The organism is Microbacterium trichothecenolyticum (assembly GCF_030818955.1).
GTDB classification, from domain to species: Bacteria; Actinomycetota; Actinomycetes; order Actinomycetales; family Microbacteriaceae; genus Microbacterium; species Microbacterium trichothecenolyticum_B.
The window spans coordinates 323273-345213 of record NZ_JAUTBF010000001.1; the positions used below are offsets into that span (position 1 = coordinate 323273).

Annotated in this window: 16 protein-coding genes, 1 pseudogene and 2 riboswitches; of the genes and pseudogenes, 10 read left to right on the forward strand and 7 right to left on the reverse strand. The window is 70.5% G+C overall.

Translation table 11 applies throughout. The features are described 5' to 3' along the window. Nucleotides 1-473: 473 nt before the first annotated feature. Nucleotides 474-1952: an MDR family MFS transporter gene (locus QE412_RS01515; RefSeq protein ID WP_307479286.1), complete on the reverse strand. Its 1479-nt coding sequence runs from the start codon at nt 1950-1952 to the stop codon at nt 474-476. Nucleotides 1953-2145: 193 nt separating this feature from the next. Between QE412_RS01515 and QE412_RS01520 the strand changes: the two genes are divergently transcribed. Then, nucleotides 2146-4089 (forward strand): ABC transporter ATP-binding protein, encoded by a 1944-nt coding sequence (locus QE412_RS01520; RefSeq protein WP_307479287.1) that lies wholly within the window; start codon nt 2146-2148, stop codon nt 4087-4089. A 216-nt stretch (nt 4090-4305) separates the two neighbouring features. Here the strand turns inward: QE412_RS01520 and QE412_RS01525 are convergent, their stop codons facing one another. The 6 genes from QE412_RS01525 to QE412_RS01550 are packed head-to-tail and all read right to left on the reverse strand — an operon-like array spanning nt 4306 to nt 10846. Then, nucleotides 4306-5202: a glycosyltransferase family 2 protein gene (locus QE412_RS01525; RefSeq protein WP_307479288.1), complete on the reverse strand. Its 897-nt coding sequence runs from the start codon at nt 5200-5202 to the stop codon at nt 4306-4308. After that, on the reverse strand, nt 5199-6329 hold the full coding sequence (locus tag QE412_RS01530) for a cysteine desulfurase family protein (RefSeq protein WP_307479290.1): 1131 nt from the start codon (nt 6327-6329) through the stop codon (nt 5199-5201). Before QE412_RS01530 ends, QE412_RS01525 begins: the two co-directional genes overlap by 4 nt. Beyond that, a complete protein-coding gene (nadC, locus tag QE412_RS01535) occupies nt 6326-7183 on the reverse strand; it encodes a carboxylating nicotinate-nucleotide diphosphorylase (RefSeq protein WP_307479291.1) in 858 nt (285 codons plus the stop codon). The genes QE412_RS01530 and nadC overlap by 4 nt, the downstream gene beginning before the upstream one ends. Further along, the gene (gene nadB, locus QE412_RS01540) at nt 7177-8772 is read right to left on the reverse strand and encodes an L-aspartate oxidase (RefSeq protein ID WP_307479292.1); all 1596 of its coding nucleotides are present in this window, start codon (nt 8770-8772) and stop codon (nt 7177-7179) included. The genes nadC and nadB overlap by 7 nt, the downstream gene beginning before the upstream one ends. Further along, nucleotides 8769-10100 carry a quinolinate synthase NadA gene (gene nadA / locus QE412_RS01545; protein ID WP_307479293.1) on the reverse strand — a complete coding sequence of 444 codons (1332 nt, stop codon included), beginning with the start codon at nt 10098-10100 and terminating at the stop codon, nt 8769-8771. Before nadA ends, nadB begins: the two co-directional genes overlap by 4 nt. 11 nt (nt 10101-10111) lie before the next feature. After that, nucleotides 10112-10846, reverse strand: coding sequence for an NUDIX hydrolase (locus tag QE412_RS01550; RefSeq protein ID WP_307479294.1), 735 nt, complete (start codon nt 10844-10846; stop codon nt 10112-10114). Between the two features lie 213 nt (nt 10847-11059). Between QE412_RS01550 and QE412_RS01555 the strand changes: the two genes are divergently transcribed. From QE412_RS01555 to QE412_RS01590, 9 genes and pseudogenes are all read left to right on the forward strand, one after another. After that, the gene (locus QE412_RS01555; protein ID WP_307479295.1) at nt 11060-12235 is read left to right on the forward strand and encodes a MarP family serine protease; all 1176 of its coding nucleotides are present in this window, start codon (nt 11060-11062) and stop codon (nt 12233-12235) included. Nucleotides 12236-12654: 419 nt separating this feature from the next. Beyond that, the gene (locus QE412_RS01560; RefSeq protein WP_307479296.1) at nt 12655-12951 is read left to right on the forward strand and encodes a hypothetical protein; all 297 of its coding nucleotides are present in this window, start codon (nt 12655-12657) and stop codon (nt 12949-12951) included. Continuing rightward, nucleotides 12948-13448, forward strand: a pseudogene (locus tag QE412_RS17655) (putative T7SS-secreted protein); the annotation flags it as partial. The gene QE412_RS01560 and the pseudogene QE412_RS17655, both read left to right, overlap by 4 nt. Before the next feature lie 12 nt (nt 13449-13460). Continuing rightward, nucleotides 13461-14777 (forward strand): alpha/beta hydrolase, encoded by a 1317-nt coding sequence (locus tag QE412_RS01565; RefSeq protein WP_307479297.1) that lies wholly within the window; start codon nt 13461-13463, stop codon nt 14775-14777. Then, entirely contained in the window at nt 14761-15255 is a 495-nt protein-coding gene (locus tag QE412_RS01570; protein WP_307479298.1) for a hypothetical protein, read from the forward strand. Before QE412_RS01565 ends, QE412_RS01570 begins: the two co-directional genes overlap by 17 nt. A gap of 60 nt (nt 15256-15315) precedes the next feature. Next, nucleotides 15316-15410, forward strand: a riboswitch (glycine riboswitch). Beyond that, a riboswitch (glycine riboswitch) is annotated at nt 15411-15513 on the forward strand. Nucleotides 15514-15560: 47 nt separating this feature from the next. Next, on the forward strand, nt 15561-16790 hold the full coding sequence (locus tag QE412_RS01575) for an aminomethyltransferase family protein (protein WP_307479299.1): 1230 nt from the start codon (nt 15561-15563) through the stop codon (nt 16788-16790). After that, complete coding sequence (gene gcvH / locus QE412_RS01580) at nt 16787-17161, forward strand: glycine cleavage system protein GcvH (protein ID WP_307479300.1); 375 nt, start codon at nt 16787-16789, stop codon at nt 17159-17161. Before QE412_RS01575 ends, gcvH begins: the two co-directional genes overlap by 4 nt. After that, on the forward strand, nt 17158-20037 hold the full coding sequence (gene gcvP / locus QE412_RS01585) for an aminomethyl-transferring glycine dehydrogenase (RefSeq protein ID WP_307479303.1): 2880 nt from the start codon (nt 17158-17160) through the stop codon (nt 20035-20037). The genes gcvH and gcvP overlap by 4 nt, the downstream gene beginning before the upstream one ends. A gap of 323 nt (nt 20038-20360) precedes the next feature. Continuing rightward, complete coding sequence (locus QE412_RS01590; protein WP_307479308.1) at nt 20361-21935, forward strand: ABC transporter substrate-binding protein; 1575 nt, start codon at nt 20361-20363, stop codon at nt 21933-21935. Nucleotides 21936-21941: the final 6 nt, after the last annotated feature.

The following is a 21941-nucleotide window of genomic DNA, read 5'->3' on the forward strand; positions in this document are numbered from 1 at the left end:
ATCGGGGGTCGCTTTCACGCTAAGAAGCGGTGCGGAGCCGGGCATGGGGGTTGCGGATGCCGGTCGGCGGCGTTAGAGCGGACGCGGCGATGAATGATCCCGGCCACCCCGCTTGCCGGATCTGCCCCTGCGGCGAGCCGGACGCGTGTCCGCTCGCGGCGCCGCGGCCCCCGCGCGATAGCGCGGGCGTACGATAGAGGGATGTCCGGTGACACCACGTCTATGACGACGACCGCATCGAAGCCGCTGATCGCGTTGCTGAACGCTCCCACCGACGAGGGCGACGACGTTCGTCGCGACGCGTCTCAGTGCTGCGGCGGCGGTTCCTGCTCGCTCTGAGCCTCGGTCGGGCGCAGACCTCACGGGCAGGATGCCGTCATCCTCGCGTCGCGGGTCCGTTTCGCGCCCGTTCTCGTCGCCGTTGACCGCGGTCCCGTGGCCGAGATCATCGGCGCGGAGCGCCGACGGTGGCGTCAGTGCGCAGCCGGCGCCGATCTGTGCGGCTGATCGGCCGGCTTGCGGATGAAGATCGCCCCCACGATCAGTGGCACCGAGATGATCGCGGCGATGAGGAACGCGGTACGCGTGCCCGCGGCATCCGCTTCGAGCCCCGCGCCCGCGGCGGCCGAGGTCGAGGACATGACCGTCACCAGCAGGGCGATGCCGGCCGCGCCCGCCACCTGCTGCACCGTGCCGACGACGGCCGACCCGTGGGAGTACAAGCGCGGTTCGAGTGAGCCGAGCGATGCCGTGAACAGGGGCGTGAACGACAGGGCGAGGCCGATCATCATCACCGTCTGAACGACGATCAGCACGACGAACGACGTGTCGGTGCCGACGGTGGTGTAGTACCACAGCGTCGCGCTCACGATGATCGCGCCGGGAATGAGCAGCACCTGCGTGCCGAAGCGATCGTAGATACGGCCGATCACGGGGCCGGCGAGTCCCATGGCCAGCGAGCCGGGCAGCACCGCGAGGCCGATCTCGACCGGCGTCTTCTCCAGCACCGACTGCAGGTACAGCGGCAGCAGCGTGATGGCGCCGAAGAAGGCCAGCGACATGACTCCGAGCTGCGCCACCGACAGGGTGAAGTTCCCCGAGCGGAAGACGCGCAGGTCGAGCAGCGCGCTGTCGGTGCGCTGCAGTCGCAGCTGGCGCCAGACGAACGCGCCGAGTCCGATCACCCCGATCGCCAGGGACGCGACCAGTGTCGCCGTCGAGGCCGACACGGCAGCCCCGTCGCCGCCGTGGCCGCCGCCGATCTGGCTGAGACCGAAGACGAGGCCGCCGAACCCGAGCGCCGACATCACCACGGACGCCACGTCGATCGGGGCATCGCGCGTCTCGCCGAGATTGTGGATCCGACGCGCGCCCATGAACAGCGCCACGAGGGCGATCGGCAGCACGATGCCGAAGATCCAGTGCCAGCCGAGCGACTGCAGCACCAGGCCCGACATCGTCGGGCCGATCGCGGGGGCCAGCGCCATGACGATGCTGACGCGGCCCATCATGCGGCCACGATGCTGCGGCGGGACGATGGTCATGATCGTGGTCATGAGCAGCGGCAACATGATCGCGGTGCCCGAAGCCTGGATGACGCGCGCCACAACGAGCAATTCGAAGCCCGGTGCGAGGAAAGCCACGAGCGTACCCGCCGAGAACAGCGACATCGCGGCGACGAATACCTGACGAGTGGTGAACCGCTGCAGGAGGAAGCCGGTGATCGGGATCACGACGGCCATCGTCAGCATGAACGCCGTCGTCAGCCACTGCGCGGCGACCGCGGTGATCCCGAGGTCGTGGATGAGGAACGGGATCGCGACGTTCATCGTCGTCTCGTTCAGGATCGCCACGAAAGCGGCCGTGAGCAGCAGCCAGATGACGCGGCTCTGCTCGGAGGTGACTCCCGATGCGGTGGACGGGGGAGCGACGGGGGTGCCGGTGGCGGCCATGACGAGGTCCTATTCGTGCGGGGGGCTTCGTGGCGCCGGAGAGGCGACGGGCGTCGAGGGCAACGGCGGGAGCCGTCGAGGTATTCCGACCTCGGGAGAATCCGGGGGGAGGATATCGCCCCGAGTCTAGCGGCGGGGAGGGGCGAGCCGTGGGTGCGATCCGATGTCGGTGGACGGACGTAGGCTGGCCCGCATGAACCCGGGTGGAGTGGGCGGAAGCATGTTCCGCGGCGTCGACGCCGCCGAACAGCGCCGCCGCAACGCTCAAGCGCCCCGTGTCGAGAACCTCGGGCGCCGCGTCGTCGAGCTGTTCCAGCCGTATCGCGGGCAGATCGCGGTGACGGTGCTGCTGGTCATCGTGGGATCGGCGGTCGCCGTCGTCCCGCCCCTGCTCGTGCAGCGCATCTTCGACGATGCGCTGTTCCCGGTCGACGGGTCGGCCCCCGACCTGGGGCTGCTCGCGACGCTCGTGAGCGTGATGATCGGGTTGTTCCTGCTGTCGGCGGCGCTGAACGTCGGCCAGACGTGGCTCACCGCCACGGTCGGTAACCGGGTGACGGGCGATCTGCGCACGCGCCTGTTCGATCACCTGCAGTCGATGGAGCTCGGTTTCTTCACCCGCACGAAGACGGGCGTCATCCAATCGCGCCTGCAGAACGACGTGGGCGGCGTCTCGGGCGTACTCACCAACACGGTCACGAGCATCCTCGGCAACGCGGTGACGGTGATCGCCTCGCTCGTGGCCATGGTGCTCATCGACTGGCGAATGACACTCATCGCCGTCGCGCTCATGCCGTTCCTCATCTTCGTGCAACGCCGGGTGGGCCAGGTGCGGGCACGCATCGCGGGCGAGACGCAGGAGTCGCTGTCGGAGCTTTCCGCGATCACGCAAGAGACGCTGAGCGTGTCGGGCATCCTTTTGTCGAAGTCGTTCAACCGCCAGCGCACCGAGTCGGAGCGGTTCGACGCCGAGAACGACAACCAGGTGCGCCTGCAGGTGCGCCGGGCCATGAGCGGCCAGGGCTTCTTCGCCGTCGTGCAGGTGATCATGTCGAGCGTGCCCGCGCTGATCTACCTGGTGGCGGGCTACCTCATCGCGGGCGGAGCGGGAGCGATCACGGCCGGAACCATCGTCGCTTTCACGACCGTCCAGGCGCGCCTGCTCATGCCCTTGATGGGACTCATGCGTGTAGCGCTCGACGTGCAGACCTCGTCGGCGCTGTTCGCGCGCATCTTCGAGTACCTCGACCTGCGGCCCGCGATCGTCGACGCCCCCGACGCGATCGTCGTCGCAGCGGCACCCGGGCCCGTCGGGCGCGTCCAATTCCGCGACGTCGAGTTCCGTTACCCCGACGCCCCCGCGAATGCCCGGCCGACCCTGGACGGCGTTTCGTTCACCGTCGACCCGGGCCAGCACGTGGCTTTCGTCGGTCCGTCGGGAGCGGGCAAGACCACGATCCTGTACCTGACGCCGCGCATGTATGAGGCGACGGGTGGCACCGTGCTGTTCTCGGGGGCCGATGTGCGCACGCTCGAGCGCGCCTCGATCATCGACGAGATCGGCATCGTCTCGCAAGAGACCTACCTGTTCCACGCCACCGTGCGCGAGAACCTCCGCTATGCCCGGCCAGATGCCACCGACGACGAGATCGAGGCCGCGTGCCGCGCCGCGAACATCCACCACGTCATCGCGGGGTTCGAGGCCGGCTACGACACCGTGGTCGGCGAGCGCGGCTACCGACTCTCGGGCGGCGAGAAGCAGCGCATCGCGATCGCCCGTGTGCTGCTGAAAGACCCGCCCGTGCTGCTGCTCGACGAGGCGACGAGCGCTCTCGACACGGTGTCGGAACGCATCGTGCAAGAGGCGCTCGAGACCGCATCGCGGGGGCGCACGACCCTGTCGATCGCCCACCGTCTGTCGACGGTGATCGGTGCCGACCGCATCCACGTCGTCGACGCCGGGCGCATCGTCGAATCGGGCACGCACGCCGAACTGCTCGCCGCGGGCGGGCTCTACGCGAGCCTCGCCGCCGAGCAGCTCGCCGCGTCTTTCGTGCTCGCCGACGAAGAGCACGACACGGCCGGTCTCGCCCGCGTCGCCCTGCCGTCGCGTCGCGCCGACGAGGCGCCGGCGTAATCATCGCCCGCGCCCCCTCGCGCCGCCCCGGCATCGCCCTCCCGCACCGCCCCCGGCTTGCCCGCTGACTTCGGGGACATGCACGCTCCGGGGCCGGCGGGGCGATCATTCGGCCGAAGTCAGCGGGTGGGTTCGTGGGTGACTTGGGGGAAATGATCGGCGGGGGAGCGGCGGCGCGAACATGTTCCGGCAGTCACGAAGGACGGCGGGGAGAGCTCAGGCGCGGAGCGCGTCGAGGAACGCCTCGAGGGCGATGCGGTACGCCGGGTCGGGGTGCGTCCGGGCGATCCGAAGCAGCGGCGGCAGGTCCAACGTGCGGATGAGTGCGACGCGCTCCTCGACCGCCGCCGGAGCCCCGGCCGCCCGCAGAACCGCGATGCCCTCGCCGAGCGCTTCGAGGTAGTCGCGCAGCACCTCGATCTCACCCAACCGTTGGGTGATCGAGCCGCCGTCGCGCCGTTCACGCCACTCGACCACCACGTCGGGAACGACATCGAACGCCGCGGCCAGCGTGTACATCCGCTGAGCGAGCACCTGGTCCTCGTAGTAGCGGCCCTCGGGGAAGCGCAGGTCGTGAGCGTGCCAGAAGGCCGTGCGGCTCAGTTTGGACCACGCCACGATGTTCCCGGATACCGCGGGGTGCGCGCCCAGCGACGTCCGCTCGCGCGCCGGGTCGGTGGCCGCCGTGACCCACGGCTGCACCGGACCGGGACTGTAGTCGAGGCCCTCGGCATCCGGGCGCAGCCGTACGTACGCGCCCACCACGAAGTCGCTGGTCGTGCGATCGAGCGTGTCGGCCAGGCGCGTGAACGCGTCGGGTCGCAGGCGGTCGTCGGCATCGAGGAACGCCGTGTACGGCGTGTCGACGAGTGCCAGCCCGGTGTTGCGTGCCGCGCCGAGGCCGCGCTGCTCGTCGTGGCGGGCGAGACGGAAGCGGGGGTCGGCGGCCGCCGCGTCGGCGAAGATCGCCCGTGTGTCATCGGTCGACGCGTCGTCGACGAGGATCGCCGTCCAGGCCGTGTGGGTCTGCGCCCGCAGGGAGTCGAGGGCCTCGGCGGCGAAGGCCGAGACGTCGAAGCCGGGGACGATGACGGTGATCGCGGTGGAGCTCACCCGCGCGATCCTACGGCCCGTACGGCCTCCGCGAGCGCGTCGGCGACGGGATCGAGGCTCTGCGACAACCCGTGCGGCAGGGTGAACCGCACGGCCGTGCGCGCGTCGTCGTGCGCGATGCCGACGGCCAGCAGCACGTGCGAGGCTTCGTCGCTGCCCGCGGCGCACGCCGACCCGCTCGACGACACGATCCCGCGCCGTTCGAGCTCGAGCAGCACGGTCTCGCCGTTGGTGCCCGGGAACACGAAGCTCGCCGTGCCGGGGAGACGCCGGTGGGGGTGACCGGTGACCCGGGCCTCGGGCAGGAGCGCGAGCACACGGGCGGTGAAGGCCTCACGGATCGCGGCGACCCGCGTGGCCTCGCCCGCGCGCTCGTGCTCGGCGAGTTCGAGCGCGCGGGCGATGGCCACCGCTCCCGCGACGTCGGGCGTGCCCGATCGGCGCCCGCGCTGCTGCCCGCCCCCGTGCAGCAGCGGTTCGAACGGCAGGCGCCCCCGCAGGGCGAGGATGCCGGTACCTTTCGGCGCGCCGATCTTGTGGCCGGCCACGGTCACGGCATCCGCCCCCAGCCCGGCGAGCGGCAGCCACCCGGCCGCCTGCACGGCATCGAGGTGCAGGGGTACGCCACGGGCGTGGGCGACGGCGGCGAGGGTCGCGGCATCTTGGACCGTGCCGATCTCGTTGTTGGCGTAGCCGACGCTGACCAGGGCGGTGTCGTCGCGCAGCGCATCGTCGAGGGCGGCGGCGCTGAGCGAGCCCGTGGCGTCGACGCGTGCGCGCGTCACCTCGACCCCGTGCAGACGCCGCAGGTAGTCGGCGGAGGCGAGCACGGATTCGTGTTCGATCGCCGTGGTGATCAGGTGCGTCTTGCCCGAGCCGAGCACGAGGCCTTTGATCGCGGCGTTGTTCGACTCGGTCCCGCCGGAGGTGAACATCACATCGCTCGCGCGCATGCCGAGAACGGCGGCCACGCGGGCGCGCGCGTCGTCGAGAGCGGATGCCGCGGCCTCGCCCACCTCGTGGTGGCTCGACGGGTTGCCGAAGAACCGGGTGAGATACGGCGCCATGGCCTCGAGCACCTCGGGGCGCACGGGGGTGGTGGCGGCGTTGTCGAGGTAGAGCGTCACGCCGTCTCGATGCTGATGTCCAGGCCCAGATCGAGCGCGGGAGCCGAGTGGGTGAGGGCGCCGACCGAGATGACGTCGACCCCGGTCTCGGCGATGGCGCGGACGGTGCCGAGGTTGACCCCGCCCGAGGCTTCGACCTGCGCTGCCCCGGCGATGCGCGCGACCCCCGTGCGCAGGTCGTCGAGCGAGAAGTTGTCGAGCATGATCGTGCCCACGCCCGCCGCCAGCACCGCGTCGATCTGGTCGAGTCGGTCGACCTCGACCTCGACGTGCGTCGTGTGCGGCAGTCGGGCGATGGCGCTCTCGAGCGCTTGCGTCACCGAGAGTCCGCTCGCGGTCAGCACCGCGAGGTGATTGTCTTTGGCCATCACGGCGTCCGAGAGCGAGAAGCGGTGGTTGTGCCCGCCGCCGTCGCGCACGGCCTGCCGCTCGATCGCTCGCAGGCCGGGAGTGGTCTTGCGCGTGTCGGCGATGCGGGCTCCGGTGTGCGCGACCTCGGCGACGTACCGGTGGGTGAGCGTCGCGATGCCCGACATGTGCTGCACGAAGTTGAGTCCGATCCGCTCGGCGGTCAGCACCGCTCGCGCGGGACCGGTGACCGTGGCGAGCACGTCACCGGGGGCGAAGGACTCGCCGTCGGCGACGAGGAGCTCGACGAGAGCGGACGGGTCGGTCAGCGTGAAGGCTGCCGTGAACACCGCGCCGCCGCTGAAGACGCCGGGCACCCGCGCGACGAGTTCGGCCGTGGCCGTGGCCTCCGCCGGGATGAGCGCCTCGCTCGTGAGGTCGCCCCACGGCGCGTCTTCTTCGAGGGCGGCGGAGACGACACGGTCGATGGCGGCACGGGTCAGCATGCGAGAACCTCTCGAGGAGCGGGGGTGGATGCCGGCACGGCGGGCGATCCATCGACGTCGGGGCGGGTGTCGGTCGAGGCCGCGTCGGCGCAAGCGCGGCCGGCGTGAGTCGGGCCCGCCATGTCGTCAGGAGCCGCAGCGTCGGCGGCGTCCGCGCGGAAGTGCGCGCCGACCGAACCGGTGCGGGTCTGTGCAGCCGCCACGACGTGGCTCGCGACGAGGAGCAGGTTGTCGTCTTCGACCGACATCGGGGTCGAGACGGTGGCCCATGCGGCGAGCACCCCGGCCGCGCGCGCGAGTCCGTCCGCGTCGCGAACGAGTCCCGCCGCGTTCCACATCAGCTGTTGCAGCGCCGCTCGCGAGAACGGCGGCGCATCGTCGGCCGCGGTCGCGGCCATCACGGCTGTCGCGAGGGGAACGACCGGCCACGAGGTATCGCGCGCGACCGCCGTGCCCGCGCGCGCCCCGAACACGGCGCCCTCCAGCAGGGAATTGGATGCCAGACGGTTGGCGCCGTGCACCCCGGTGCGCGCCGTCTCGCCCACGGCGTACAGCCCGGGCACGTTCGTACGCCCGTCGAGATCGGTGACGACCCCGCCCATCAGGTAGTGCGCCGCGGGGGTGACGGGAATGGGCTCGCGCGCCCAGTCGAGCCCGCGTTCACGCACGGCGGCGTCGATCGTGGGAAAGCGCTGAGCGAGTCGTTCGGCGCCCAGGGCCGTGGCATCCAGGCGCACGGGGCGCCCGCCCTGCGCGGCCATGGCGCGGGCGTTGGCGCGTGCGACGACATCGCGGGGAGCGAGCTCGCCGTCGGGGTGAGCGTCGAACGCGAACCGGCGGCCGGTGTCGTCGATGAGGGTCGCGCCTTCGCCGCGGACGGCTTCTGACACGAGGAACGGTGCGCCGACCGCGAGGGCCGTGGGGTGGAACTGCACGAACTCCAGGTCGGCGACCGCGGCTCCGGCTCTGATCGCCGCCGCGATGCCGTCGCCGGTCGCGCCGGCGGGGTTGGTGGCGTGGGCGTAGAGCTGGCCCGCGCCCCCGGTGGCGAGGATCACGGCGTCGGCCGCGAGGCGCTCGCCGTCGGCGAGCTCGACGCCCCCGGCGCGTCCGTCGGTCACGATGAGATAGCGAAGCAGCGCGTGCTCGCGCACCGTGATGCCGGCTGCCCGCACCGCATCGCCCAGCGCGGCCTGGATCACGGCTCCCGTCGCATCGCCGCCGGCGTGCAGAATGCGCGGCACCGCGTGCGCGGCCTCGAGTCCGCGAGAGAAGTCGCCGTCGGCTGCACGATCGAAGGCGACCCCGCGCTCGACGAGCTCACGGATGCGCGCCGGTCCCTCGGCGACGAGCACGTCGACCGCAGCGGGATCGTTCAGTCCGGCGCCGGCCGTGAGGGTATCGGCCGCGTGGGATGCGACGTGGTCGTCGGGTGCCGTGACCGCGGCGATGCCGCCCTGAGCCCACCGCGTGTTCGTGTCGGCCAGGGCGCCCTTGGTGACGACGGTGACAAGGCATCCGCTCTCGTGGGCGTGCAGCGCCGCCGTGAGACCGGCGATGCCGCTGCCCACCACGACGACGGTGGTCATTTCACGGCGCCGCTGGGCTTGGCCGCGAGCATGCGCTCGAGGGCGACACGGGCGGGGTCGGCGACATCGGCCGGGACCGTGATGCGGTTGACGACCTCGCCCGCGACGAGCGACTCGAGCACCCAGGCGAGGTAGCCGGGGTGGATGCGGTACATCGTGGAGCAGGGGCAGACGACCGGGTCGAGGCAGAAGATCTCGTGCTGCGGATATTGCGCGGCCAGGCGCTGCACGAGGTTGATCTCGGTGCCGATCGCGAAGGTCGTGGGCTCGGTCGCGGCGGCGATGGCCTTGCGGATGACATCCGTCGATCCCGCCTCGTCCGCGGCATCCACGACGTCCATCGGGCACTCGGGGTGCACGATCACGCGGACGCCGGGGTGCTCGGCGCGGGCCTTGTCGATCTGGTCGACGGTGAAGCGGCGGTGCACCGAGCAGAAGCCGTGCCACAGGATGACGCGGCTGTCTTGCAGCGTCTGCGCGTCGCTGCCGCCCAGCGGCTTGCGGGGGTTCCACATCGGCATCTGCTCGAGCGGCACGCCCATCGCCTTGGCGGTGTTGCGGCCGAGGTGCTGGTCGGGGAAGAACAGCACGCGGCGCCCGCGCGCGAACGCCCACTCCAGCACGGTGCGGGCGTTGGAAGAGGTGCAGACGATGCCGCCGTGACGGCCGACGAAGCCCTTGATGGCGGCGGACGAGTTCATGTACGTCACCGGGATCACGGGGACCAGGCCCTCGGCATCCGGGGTCTCCAGGTCTCCCAGCACGTCGGCGAGCTGCTCCCAGCACTCCTCGACCTGGTCGATGTCGGCCATGTCGGCCATCGAGCAGCCCGCGGCGAGGTTCGGCAGGATGACGGCCTGCTCGGGCTGCGACAGCAGGTCGGCGGTCTCGGCCATGAAGTGCACGCCGCAGAAGACGATGGCCTCGGCCTGCGGGTGCTCGAGTGCGGCGTTGGCGAGCTGGAACGAGTCGCCCACGTAGTCGGCGTGACGCACGACCTCTTCGCGCTGGTAGAAGTGCCCGAGCACGACCACGCGGTCGCCGAGCGTCTCTTTCGCGGCGCGGATGCGGGCGTCGAGCTCGTCGTCCGAGGCCTCGCGGTACGCCAGGGGCAGCTCGCCCTGGCGCGGGGCGCCGGTGGGGATCACGTCGCCCATCGACGAGCCCGGGCCGTATCCGGGACGGGTGTCGAAGTCCCACGGGCCGACGGCGAGGTCGGTCGTGCACGTCGCGTCGGTCGACGCGCCGGTGACGATCGCTTGGATCGCGTGGTCGACCGAGGGGTCGATCGCCGGTCGGGGCTGCAGGGTGATGAGGGTGGCGGACATGGGCGTTCCGATCAGTGACGGGAGCGGAGCGGGCCGCGGTCGGCGAGCTCCACATCGCGGTTGTAGCGGTACAGGCGAGCGGGGCGGTGGCTTCCCGTGCGGAAGCGCTCGGTCGGGATGAGGGTGTCGGAGGTGTCGACCTGGCGGCGGAAGTTCGCGGGGTCCAGGCGCTTGCCGAGGATCGACTCGGTCACTTCGCGCAGGTCGGCGAGCGTGAACTCGTCGGGCAGCAGGCCGTGCGCGATGCGGCTGTAGCCGACCTTGTTGCGCAGGCGCCACAGCGTGTACTCGACGATGTCGTTGTGGTCGAACGCGAGCGCGGGCAGATCGTTCGCGTCGAACCACTCGACGTTCTCGGGAGCGTCGCCCTGCCGTGCGTGGGCGGCGACCTGGGCGTCGACCTCGTCGGAGCGCAGCAGCGCCCAGTACACGATCGACACCACGCGCGTGGGGGAGCGGTCGACCGCCCCGAACGCGTACAGCTGCTCGAGGTAGCTCGGGGTGAGACCGGTTGTCTCGGCGAGGGTGCGGGATGCCGCGGCGTCGAGCTCTTCGGTCGCGTCGAGCCAGCCGCCGGGAAGCGCCCACCGTCCGTCGAAGGGGTCGCGCGTGCGGCGCACGAGGGGGAGCGACAGCACCGGTTCGTCATGGGCGTCCCGACGCACGCTGAAGATGACGGTCGACACCGCGACGCGCACGTCGGCGTCGCGGTTCTCGGCTCGAGGGGTTCGTGTCACAGTGACCATATCTCCGACATCTGATCTTAGTGTCACCCCGACCCAAAGTGCGAATCCGCGCTGATGATCGGGGGTTTGGGGCGGGTTTGACCGTTCGGGGCGCGGAATTCCCCGCCCCGAACGGAAAACCCCGCCCCAAACCGAGGGAGACCGGGGCGTCCGCGCGTCGAAAGGGTTCTCACAGGGGTGCGACCTAGCCTCGAGAGGGACTCAGGAGGTCGGATGCCGATCATCGACATCGTTCTGATCGCCCTTCTGGCGATCGCACTCATCGCGGGGCTCTCGCGCGGATTCCTCGCCACGATCGGCTTCTTCGCCGGTCTCGCCCTCGGCGCGGTCGCGGCGTACTGGGCGACGCCCTTCGTGGGGCAATGGGTCGCCGACCCGATGTGGCGCGGCCCCGCCATGATCGGCGCGGGTGTCTTCCTCCTGCTCGTCGGGTCGGGCCTCGGCAGTGCCGTCGGCCGGTTCTTCCGGCGAGGTGCCGACCGCATCAAGCTCCGGGTGCCGGAACGGCTGCTCGGCGGAGTCGTCAACGTCGCGGCGGCGGCCCTCGCGATCTCGTTCGTCGCCGGCTCGCTGATCCCCGCGGGGCTGCCGGCGGTCTCTGCCGCGCTCGGGTCTTCGGCCGTCGTCCGCACGATCGACGACATCACCCCCGCCCCGGTGCGCGGCGCGCTCGCCGACCTGCGGGGGACGGTCTTCGCCGGAGGCATCCCGCGCCTGGGCGAGCTGATCCAGATCGGCCCCGTGCCCAGCGCCCCCGCGGTCGCCCTCGACGACCCGGCGTTGACGCAGGCGGCCCAATCGGTGGCGCGCATCTCGGGGACCGCCTACGCGTGCGGCATCACGTCGAGCGGCTCCGGCTTCGTGGTGGCAGATGATCGCATCGTGACGAACGCTCACGTCGTCGCGGGCGTCGACACCCCTCTCGTCGAACTGCCCGGGCGCCCCGCCCGCGAGGGCCGCGTGGTCTACTTCGACCCCACCGACGACATCGCGGTGGTCTCGGTCGACGACCTGGATGCCGCGCCCCTGTCGATCTCGTCGACGCTCCCCGTGGGCTCGCCCGCCGTCGTGCAGGGATACCCCGGTGGCGGGCCGTTCACCTCGGGCAGTGCGCAGATCCTCTCCGAGGGCACGGTTCCCGTGCCCGACATCTACGACACCGCTTCGACCCCGCGCGACATCTACGCGCTCGCGGGCATCGTGCGACCGGGTAATTCCGGTGGGCCCCTGCTCACGACCGGCGGCGAGGTCGCGGGTATCGTCTTCGCCCGTTCCGACACCGACGACAACGTCGGTTACGCCATGACGCCCGCAGAACTGCTACCCGTGATGGCGCAGATGGATTCGCTGTCGACCCCCGTGGCATCCGGAAGCTGCACGCGCCGCTGACCGGCCGGCTCCCGCGCCCTGGCGTCGCATCGCGCGTCGCTATGCCGGTGCACGTTGAGCGTCCAGAACACGCCGTTGATGGGCTCACCCGCGCGGCGTTTCTTGGACACTCAACGGACAGGGGATGCCGCCACCCTCTCGGCCTGCGTGAAGGTCGTCTCGGCCGTTCAGACGCTGAAAAAGGCGCTCGACGACGGTAAGACGCCCAGAGAAACCTTGAGCAGAGCGGCAGAGATGTGGCGATCCCGGGAAAGCATCTCGGTCTTCTCTAGGTGCATGCAGGCGAAGAGCGCGAAGAGTCTGGACGCTCTCGACGCGGGAGCGAATGTGGTGGAAGTGACGTAGGAGTTCGCGGCCAGCAGGCGAAGTTCTCCACAGGAGGATCTCGCCCGATGCGCTACGTGTTTACACTGCTTCGCATGGGGGCCATTTCTGTATCCGTCGACGAGTTGCGGAGGGCGGCGGCGAAGATGGGCGACATGGCGCCCGACGCCGCCGAACTATCCGTTCTGACCCTGGCGGACCAGCCCGACCTCAGCCTCGCCCTGGCGGAGTTCATTGGCTGCATGAACGACTGCACAGCCGAGCGCCGTCGTGCCGTCGACGCGCTGGCTACGGGCCTACGCGAGGTGGCGGGCATGTTCGAGAACATGGATGCCGGCGCGCAAGCCGACGTCCGAGCGCTGGGGGCCGTCGAGGGCTGGACCGTCGAATGACAGCGGCGTTGGGTGACACCCGCGATCCGTCCGAGCTAATCCCCGGCGATGTCAGCGCATTGCACCAGGCAGCGGCCGTGTGGCGAGCCCGCGCGCAGCGCGCTGACGACGTCGCCGCGAAACTCCGTGCGATGCAGGCGCTTCCGGAATGGGCGGGCGACGCCGCTGACGCCTATGAGACCCGCGTCGTCGCGGTCGCGTCCGGTTGGGCCGCGATGGCGTTCGCCTTCCGGGCGGGCCAGGCGGCGATCGAGGAGTTCGCCACCGCCCTCGATGCTGCGCGGGGGAGGGCCGGAGACGCCATCGAGCTGTGGGACCGCGCCGACCAGCTGGATGCCTCAGCGTTCCAGGATGCGTCCCCAGAGACCTCCGGGTGGCTCGGCCCCGACCGGCGGTCCTTCATGGGATCCGGAGTCCGTGCGGAAGCGCGCTCGCTTTTGGAGGACGCGAGATCGGCGCTGGATGCCGCCGCGCGGGGAGCCGCCGCAGCGCTCCGGAGCGCGATAGCCGTGCCCGATCTCGGCGCGGACGAGTGGGCGGCCTTGCTCACCGGTTGCGCCACTCCCGCCCAGGTGCTCGATGCTCTCGCGGGCGCCGACGGATCGAGCCTCGCGGCTCTCCTTCAGGGGCGACCCGGGCTGGCCGCCATTCTCGCCCAGGCCGAGCCTGCCGCCGTCGGGCCCTGGTGGGCCGAACTCGACGAGGCGCAGAAAGACGCGCTCATTCACGCGGCCCCGGCCATCATCGGCAACCTCGGCGGAGTCTCATACGCGGCACGCGACGAAGCCAACCGCATCTGGCTCGACGCCCAACTCGATGAAGCACGTGCCGCGCTCGCCGAAGCGGAGAAGCCCCCGACGTTCCACGAGATGCTCGGTGGACGCGGTGCGGCTGTCGCGCACGCGGAGCAGCTCGAGCAGGCGCGCACTCGGGTGGCGGGGTTGGAGGCCGTTCAGGCGTCTCTCGTGACGCCGGACGGCGGGGCTCCCCGGAGCTTGATCACGCTGACCGCAGACTCGCCACCGTTGGCGGCGATTTCGATTGGAGACCTCGACGCCGCGGACAACGTCACATTCGCGGTGCCCGGGATGGGAACCACGACGGAGGGAATCGAGGATTGGACGCGTGCCTCTCAAAATCTCGCCGACCTGCAGAACCGGTTGGCTCCGGAGCAGGAGCACGCCGTCGTGGCCTGGGTTGGGTATGAGACGCCTCCCATTCCTGTCGCCGAAGGTGGTTTCGGCGTGATGGGCAACGCATTCGCCGAGAGGGGAGCAGCAAATCTCGGGCGCGATCTGGCGGTTGTGGATGCGATGCGCCCAGGGGCGCTGGTGAACGTCGTGGCTCACTCGTACGGGACGACGACTTCGTCGATTGCTCTTACACGTGACGATGTTCACGTTGATGCATATGTGACGTTGGGGTCAGCCGGTCTCCCCGCTGACATCGATTCTGCGAGTGACCTTCACGCCGACCACGTCTTCGCCGGGCAGGCCCAAGACGTATGGGCCATCGATCCCGCGGGAGGCGATCAGTGGGCCTGGACCGGACGTCTCTCTCCGGAGCATCCCGTGAATCCCATCAGCCCCGATTTCGGCGCCCATGGCTTCAGCGTGGTGGGAGGCGATGGGCCCGAACCCGTCACCGATCATGGCGTGCTCACCCCGAGCGGTACCGGATACCTTGATATCCGCACCGAGTCGTTGCGAAATGTAGCGCTCGCGACGAGCGGGTATTCAGACGCTGTCTCGCCGTACGCTGCACCCGGTCCCACTCCTCTCCAACAGGCTTTTATCGAAGGGCTTGCGCATGGCACTGGGTACTAGATTCTGCGTCGAGCGCGTCTTCGCCGGAGTCCTTCTATTGGGATCGCTGCTTGTCGTCTCGGCATGTGGCACGAGCAAAGAGGTGGAAATGAGCCCAGCCGAAGCGCGCGACGCCCTTGTGAGCACGATCGAGAAAAGCGCGGGGCAGCTTCAGGTCGATGGGTGGTCGCGAAGCCACGCCCCAGAGGTTGGCAACTGCGGGGCGCGTCGCGGTGAACGAGCGGATTACTCCTATTCATATGGCGCTCCTGCGCCGGACAGCGACCACGAGGCCGACGCCAGGAAGATCGCGGACTACTGGCGTTCGCTCGGCATGCAGGTTCGCCTGGTCGAAAGCCCCGACTATGTCGTCTACGCCTCGGGAGGCCCGGTTGCGGGCCTGACTTTCTCCACGGCCCCAGGCAACTATTTCATCGCCGGCGAATCCCTCTGCGTCCCCGGCGACGCCACCGAGCTCCGCAAGCAGGACAACAGCTGAACCTCTCACGGCGCTCGCCGAAGCTCCGCTAAGCTGAGCCCACAAGTCCACACCGGCCCCATGATCGATGCGGGAGAGCTCCGGCGCACGCTGCCGGGCACCGAAGGAGCAAGCCTCCCCGCCAATCTCTCAGGTACGCGTACCGCGTCGATCGGGCCACTCTGGAAAGTGATCCGGGTGCACCGCGCCGGATCCGCCGACGGTGAAAGCCCCGCGATCGCGGAGCGAAACTCTCAGGCCCATGACAGAGGGGGAGTTCTCAGGCGCCGCCCGGCGTCTGTCCGTCATCGCGAACGGCAGAACTCATGACCGAAGCCCCCGCTCCACCCCGCACGTCGCCGCTGAACGATCGGCACGAGGCCCTCGGCGCCTCGTTCACCGATTTCGGCGGCTGGAACATGCCGGTGCGCTACACCTCCGACCTCGCCGAGCACCACGCTGTTCGGCAGGCCGCCGGCCTGTTCGACATCTCGCACATGGCCGAGATCCTCGTCGAGGGTCCGGCCGCGGCCGCGTTCCTCGATTACGTGCTCGCCGGTCGTATCTCGACGATGAAGGTGGGCAAGGCGAAGTACTCGCTCGTGCTGGCCGAGAGCGGCGGCATCGTCGACGACGTCATCGTCTACCGCACCGGCGACCAGAACTTCCTCGTCATCGCGAATGCCGGGAATCGGGATGCCGTGAACGCGGCGTTCGAGGCCGCTCGCGCCGCGTGGGGCCCCGCGCCGGAGGCCGCGACAGGCGCAGCCGCCGAGGTCGGTGCCGAAGGTGAGGTCGCAGCCGAAGAGACCGGTACACGCTCCTTCGCCTTCGTTGCCGGATCGACCGGCTTGCGCGTCGAAGACGTCACCGACGACTACGCGCTCATCGCCCTCCAGGGGCCTCGAGCCCGCGGCATCCTGAGCTCCACCCCTGGCGTCGAGGTCTCGGGAACCCCGCTCGACGCGCTGGGCTACTACGCCTGGACCGACGGCACTTTCGACGGCGCGCCGCTCTTCGTCGCCCGCACCGGCTACACGGGCGAAGACGGGTACGAGCTGCTGATCCCGCTCGCACAGGCCGGGGCGCTGTGGGACGCCGTGCTTGCCGCGGGCGCGTCGGACGGCCTCGTGCCGTGCGGACTCGCCGCGCGCGACACCCTCCGCCTCGAGGCCGGCATGCCGCTGTACGGCCACGAGCTCTCGCGCGACATCGTTCCCGCCCAGGCCGGTCTCGGCCGCGCCGTCGCTGTCGACAAAGAAGAGTTCGTCGGAAAGAACGGCGTCTCCACGGCGCCGTCCGACGCCCCCGTGCTCGTCGGCCTCGTCTCGGAGGGACGCCGCGCCGGCCGCGCCGGATACGCCGTGCTGCACGGTGACGACGTCGTCGGCGAGATCACCAGCGGCGCCCTCAGCCCCACCCTCGGCCACCCCGTCGCGATGGCGTTCGTCGCCCCCGCGGCATCCGACCTCGGCACCGACCTGACCATCGACGTGCGCGGAACCCGTATCCCCGCGACCGTCACCGCCCTTCCCTTCTACCGGAGAAACGCATGACCGACCTCACCTCCCTCCGCTACACCTCCGAGCACGAGTGGATCGCCCTCGAGGGCGACATCGCGACGGTCGGTATCACCGACTTCGCCGCCGACAAGCTCGGCGACGTCGTCTTCGTCGAGCTGCCCGGCGCCGACTCCGCGGTCACCGCGGGCGACGTCTGCGGCGAGATCGAGTCGACCAAGTCGGTCGGCGAGCTCTACGCGCCGCTGAACGGCACCGTCGTCGAGGTGAACGACGCCGTCGTCGACGACCCCTCGCTCGTGAACGCCGAGCCGTTCGACGGCGGGTGGCTCATCAAGATCCGCATCGAGGGCGACCTTCCGGGCGACCTGCTCGACCGCGCCGCCTATGAGGAACTCACCGCATGAGCACCCTTCTTCCCCCGCGGACCGTCACCGGTACCCCGGCCGTCTTCGTCGATCGCCACATCGGCGTCGATGCCGCGGCGCAGGCCCGCATGCTCGAGATCGTGGGGTACGACAGCGTCGAGGCGCTCGTCGAGACCGCCGTCCCGGCATCCATCCACGTCCAGCCCCGCCCGACGAGCGACATCCCGCCCGCCGCGACCGAGGCCGAGGCGCTCGCCGAGCTGCGCGAGCTCGCCTCGGCCAACCGATCGGCACGCCCGCTGATCGGCCTGGGCTACTACGACACCTTCACGCCGTCGGTGATCGCGCGCAACGTCCTCGAGAACCCCTCCTGGTACACCGCCTACACGCCGTACCAGCCCGAGATCTCGCAGGGTCGCCTCGAGGCGCTCATCAACTTCCAGACGATGGTCACCGACCTGACGGGCCTCGCCACGGCAAACGCCTCGATGCTCGACGAGTCCACCGCGGTCGTCGAGGGCATGCTCGTCGCCCGCCGCGCGTCGAAGGCCAAGACCGACGTCTTCCTCGTCGACGTCGACGCCCTGCCGCAGACGAAGGCGCTGCTGCACCACCGCGCGACGGCCGTCGGCATCCGCATCGTCGAGACGGCCTACGACGGCGACCTGCCCGAGGCGTTCGGCGCCTTCGTGCAGTACCCCGGCGCGACCGGGCGCGTGTGGGACTTCTCGGCCGTCGCCGACGCGGTGCACAGCGCGGGCGGCCTCGTCGTCGCCGCGGCCGACCTGCTCGCCCTCACGCTGCTGCGCTCGCCGGGCGCGCTCGGCGCCGACGTCGCGGTGGGCACCACCCAGCGCTTCGGCGTGCCGCTCGGCTTCGGCGGTCCGCACGCGGGCTACATGGCCGTGCGCGCGGGTCTTGAGCGCCAGCTTCCGGGTCGCCTGGTCGGCGTGTCTCAGGATGCCGTCGGCCACCCCGCCTACCGCCTGTCGCTGCAGACGCGTGAGCAGCACATCCGCCGCGAGAAGGCGACCTCGAACATCTGCACCGCCCAGGTGCTGCTGGCCGTCATGGCGGCGATGTACGCGGTGTACCACGGCCCCCAGGGGCTCAAGGGCATCGCGACACGGGTCGCGCAGAAGGCCGACGCCCTGGCATCCGCTCTGCGTTCCTTCGACCTGCACCTCACCAGCGATGCCTTCTTCGACACCCTGCGCGTGCACGTGCCGGGCCGTGCGCAGGACGTCGTCGACCGCGCCCGCGAGCGCGGTTACCAGCTGTTGTGGGTGGATGACGCGACCGTCGGCGTCTCGGTCGATGAGACGACGACGGATGCCGACCTCGCCGTCGTCCTCGACGCGTTCGGGCTGACTACGGAAGAACTGCCCGAGGGCGTCGCCCTGCGTGGCGTCGACGAGGCGCTGCACCGCGACGACGAGTACCTCACGCACCCGGTCTTCCACGCGCACCGCAGCGAGACGGCGATGATGCGGTACCTCAAGTCGCTCGCCGACCGCGACTACGCGCTCGACCGCGGCATGATCCCGCTCGGCTCGTGCACGATGAAGCTGAACGCCGCGACCGAGATGGCCGCGGTGTCGTGGCCGGAGTTCTCGCGCGTGCACCCGTTCGCCCCCGAGGCCGACGTGCTCGGCTACCTGGCGATGATCGAGCAGCTCGAGCGCTGGCTCGCCGAGGTCACCGGGTACGACGCGGTATCGCTGCAGCCGAACGCCGGCTCGCAGGGCGAGCTCGCGGGGCTCCTCGCCATCCGCGGCTACCACCTCGCGAACGGCGACGCCGAGCGCACGGTGTGCCTCATCCCGTCGTCGGCGCACGGCACGAATGCCGCCTCCGCGGTGCTCGCGGGCATGAAAGTCGTCGTGATCGCGTGCGACGAGGCCGGCAACGTCGACCTGGGCGACCTGCGCGCCAAGATCGCGCAGCATGCCGAGGCGCTGTCGGCGCTGATGATCACGTACCCCTCGACCCACGGCGTCTACGAGCACGACGTGCTCGAGATCACGCAGGCCGTTCATGACGCCGGTGGCCAGGTGTACGTCGACGGTGCGAACCTCAACGCGCTGCTCGGCTTCGCCCGCTTCGGCGACCTCGGCGGCGACGTCTCGCACCTCAACCTGCACAAGACGTTCGCCATCCCGCACGGCGGAGGCGGCCCGGGCGTGGGCCCGGTGGCGGCGAAGGCCCACCTCGCGCCGTACCTGCCGTCGCACCCGTTCTCGCAGCGCGCGGATCACGCCGGCGGCACGTTCGACGGCGGTCCCGTGTCGGCGGCTCCGCACGGCTCGGCCGGCATCCTGCCCATCTCGTGGGCGTACGTGCGCATGATGGGCGCCGAGGGGCTTCGTCAGGCGACCGCCGCCGCGGTGCTCTCGGCCAACTACATCGCCACGCGCCTGCGGGAGCACTACCCGGTGCTGTACGCCGGTGAGGGCGGGCTCGTCGCGCATGAGTGCATCCTCGACCTGCGTCCGCTCAAGGAGCAGACCGGCGTCACCGTGGATGACGTGGCCAAGCGCCTCATCGACTACGGCTTCCACGCCCCGACGATGTCGTTCCCGGTCGCCGGCACCCTGATGGTGGAGCCGACCGAGAGCGAAGACCTCGCCGAGCTCGACCGCTTCGTGGATGCCATGATCGCGATCAAGCAGGAGGCCCTCGCGGTCGCCGCGGGGGAGTGGCCCGCCGACGACAACCCTCTCGTGAACGCCCCGCACACCGCCGAGACGGTCGTGGTGGGGGAGTGGGAGCACCCGTACTCGCGTGAGACCGCGGTGTACCCCGTGCGCTCGCTCATCCGCGGCAAGTACTGGCCCCCGGTGCGCCGCATCGACCAGGCCTACGGCGACCGCAACCTCGTGTGTTCGTGCCCGCCGCCGGAGGCGTTCGCCTGAGCGACCGCACCCGCGGCGGCGCGTCCCGGCATCCGGGATCGTTGTCGCGGGTGCCCGCGGGCGCGTCGCGGCATGTCTGCACGCCCCAGACGAGGACGGACGGCTCCGCAACGGGCGTCGGGGGATCGCACAGAGGCGTTTAGTACAGTGCGCTTGTGCACCACGGGCTGACTGATCATCCGCGACCCACTCGACGACGACGCCACCTGGGGAGGGCGATCGCCCTGCTCGCCGCCGCCGGCGTCATACTCACCGCATGCGCAGCGCCCGAGTCGGCACCGGCCCCAGAAAAGGAGGCCCGCACCAGCCTCACCGTGGGTGTCGTGGGCAGCGTCACCAGCTTCAACGCCGCCAGCCGCACCGGCGACACCCCGGCCAACCGAGCCGTGTCGGCACTTCTCGACGAGCGGCTCGGCTCGCTCGACGGGAACCTGCAGGTCGTCCCGAACGACGGGCTGGGGCGGATCACCCGCATCGAGGGCGACCCGCTCACGGTCAGCTACGAGCTCTTCCCCGACCGGGTGTGGTCGGACGGCACGCCCGTCACCCTCGATGACCTGCTGTTCGGCTGGGCCGTGTCGTCGCACTTCTTCGATGACGCGACCTACGACAGCTCGGGGCAGATCGTCTCGGGGACCCGATACTTCGACACCGCCGCGCCCGCCGATCCGAATGCGCGAACCGCGCGCCCCCGCCTCGACCGCGCTGCCGACACCCTCACCCTGACCTACGACCAGCCCTTCGCCGACTGGAACCGCCAGTGGCTCCTCGACCGCCCCGTTCACGTCGTCGCGCAGCGCGCCGGTGTCAGCGTCAAGGACCTGCTGACGGCCCTGCTGACCGTTCCCGAGGGCGACCCGACCGCTCCGGCGACCCCGAACCCCGTTCTCGCGGCAGCCGCGCAGGCGTGGAACACCGGTTTCGACGTGCCCGCGGGCAGTGTCGTCGACCCCGCCTCGATCGTGTCGTCGGGGCCCTGGACGATGTCGGCCGCCACCGCCGACACCCTCACTCTCGCGCGCCGAGACACCTACCAGGGCGCGCACTTCCCCGGGCTCGAGGGGCTGACGGTGAAGTTCTTCCCCGATCGCGCCGCACAGCTGTCGGCGATCGAGGCGGGTGTCGTCGACATCGCCAACATCGGTGATGTCGACGAGGACGAGCTCACCACCCTCCGAGACGCCGGCCTGCAGGTGACGACTGGACCGACCACGCAGACCCTGCAACTGCGCTTCGCCAATGGAACCGCGTCGGACCTCCGCCAGGCCGTCACCCTGTCTCTCGACCGCGCGGCACTGGTGAACGACGTCCTGGGCGCGGTGCGTCCCGACGCTCGTCCGCTGCAGTCGTTCCTGTCGTCCCCGGCGACGGGGCAGCTGTACAACGACCTCGTGTCCGGCAACGGATCGCCCGGCACCGGTAGCGACGTGAACGGTGCGCGGGAGGCGCTCGGTGACCGCGCATCGGTCCTGCGAGTCGCCTACGACACCACCGACGAGGTGTCCGCGCAAGTCTTCACACGGATGGTGTCGATGGGCGCCAGAGCGGGAATCGCGGTCCGCCTCGCGACCGCCGCCGAGACCCCGGAAGCCACCCTGGCGTGGGTCGGCGAAGACGAGAGCCTCTACCGTTCGGCGCGCGACCGCATCGCCGAGGGCGTCGACGGACCCGACACGGTACGCCTGTTCGCCGAGCTGACCAAGGACACCGACCCGGTCGACGTCCTCGCCGCCGCGAAGAAGATCGATCAGTCGCTGTTCACCGCATACGCCGGTGTGCCGCTGATGGAACGCACGGGGGCCGTTGTCACGGCTACCGGGGTCGGGGGAGTGACGTACACGTCCGAGCCCAACGGCATCCCACCCGCCTTCTGGACCTGGACGGCACCCCAGCCGTGACGCCTC

Excerpts from the sequence above, each read along its gene's own strand:
- QE412_RS01515 (WP_307479286.1), bottom strand. The coding sequence starts at position 1,952 with ATGGCCGCCACCGGCACCCCCGTCGCTCCCCCGTCCACCGCATCGGGA.
- QE412_RS01520 (WP_307479287.1), top strand. The coding sequence starts at position 2,146 with ATGAACCCGGGTGGAGTGGGCGGAAGCATGTTCCGCGGCGTCGACGCC.
- nadC (WP_307479291.1), bottom strand. The coding sequence starts at position 7,183 with ATGCTGACCCGTGCCGCCATCGACCGTGTCGTCTCCGCCGCCCTCGAA.
- nadB (WP_307479292.1), bottom strand. The coding sequence starts at position 8,772 with ATGACCACCGTCGTCGTGGTGGGCAGCGGCATCGCCGGTCTCACGGCG.
- nadA (WP_307479293.1), bottom strand. The coding sequence starts at position 10,100 with ATGTCCGCCACCCTCATCACCCTGCAGCCCCGACCGGCGATCGACCCC.
- QE412_RS01550 (WP_307479294.1), bottom strand. The coding sequence starts at position 10,846 with ATGGTCACTGTGACACGAACCCCTCGAGCCGAGAACCGCGACGCCGAC.
- QE412_RS01555 (WP_307479295.1), top strand. The coding sequence starts at position 11,060 with ATGCCGATCATCGACATCGTTCTGATCGCCCTTCTGGCGATCGCACTC.
- QE412_RS01560 (WP_307479296.1), top strand. The coding sequence starts at position 12,655 with ATGGGGGCCATTTCTGTATCCGTCGACGAGTTGCGGAGGGCGGCGGCG.
- QE412_RS01570 (WP_307479298.1), top strand. The coding sequence starts at position 14,761 with ATGGCACTGGGTACTAGATTCTGCGTCGAGCGCGTCTTCGCCGGAGTC.
- QE412_RS01575 (WP_307479299.1), top strand. The coding sequence starts at position 15,561 with ATGACCGAAGCCCCCGCTCCACCCCGCACGTCGCCGCTGAACGATCGG.
- gcvH (WP_307479300.1), top strand. The coding sequence starts at position 16,787 with ATGACCGACCTCACCTCCCTCCGCTACACCTCCGAGCACGAGTGGATC.
- gcvP (WP_307479303.1), top strand. The coding sequence starts at position 17,158 with ATGAGCACCCTTCTTCCCCCGCGGACCGTCACCGGTACCCCGGCCGTC.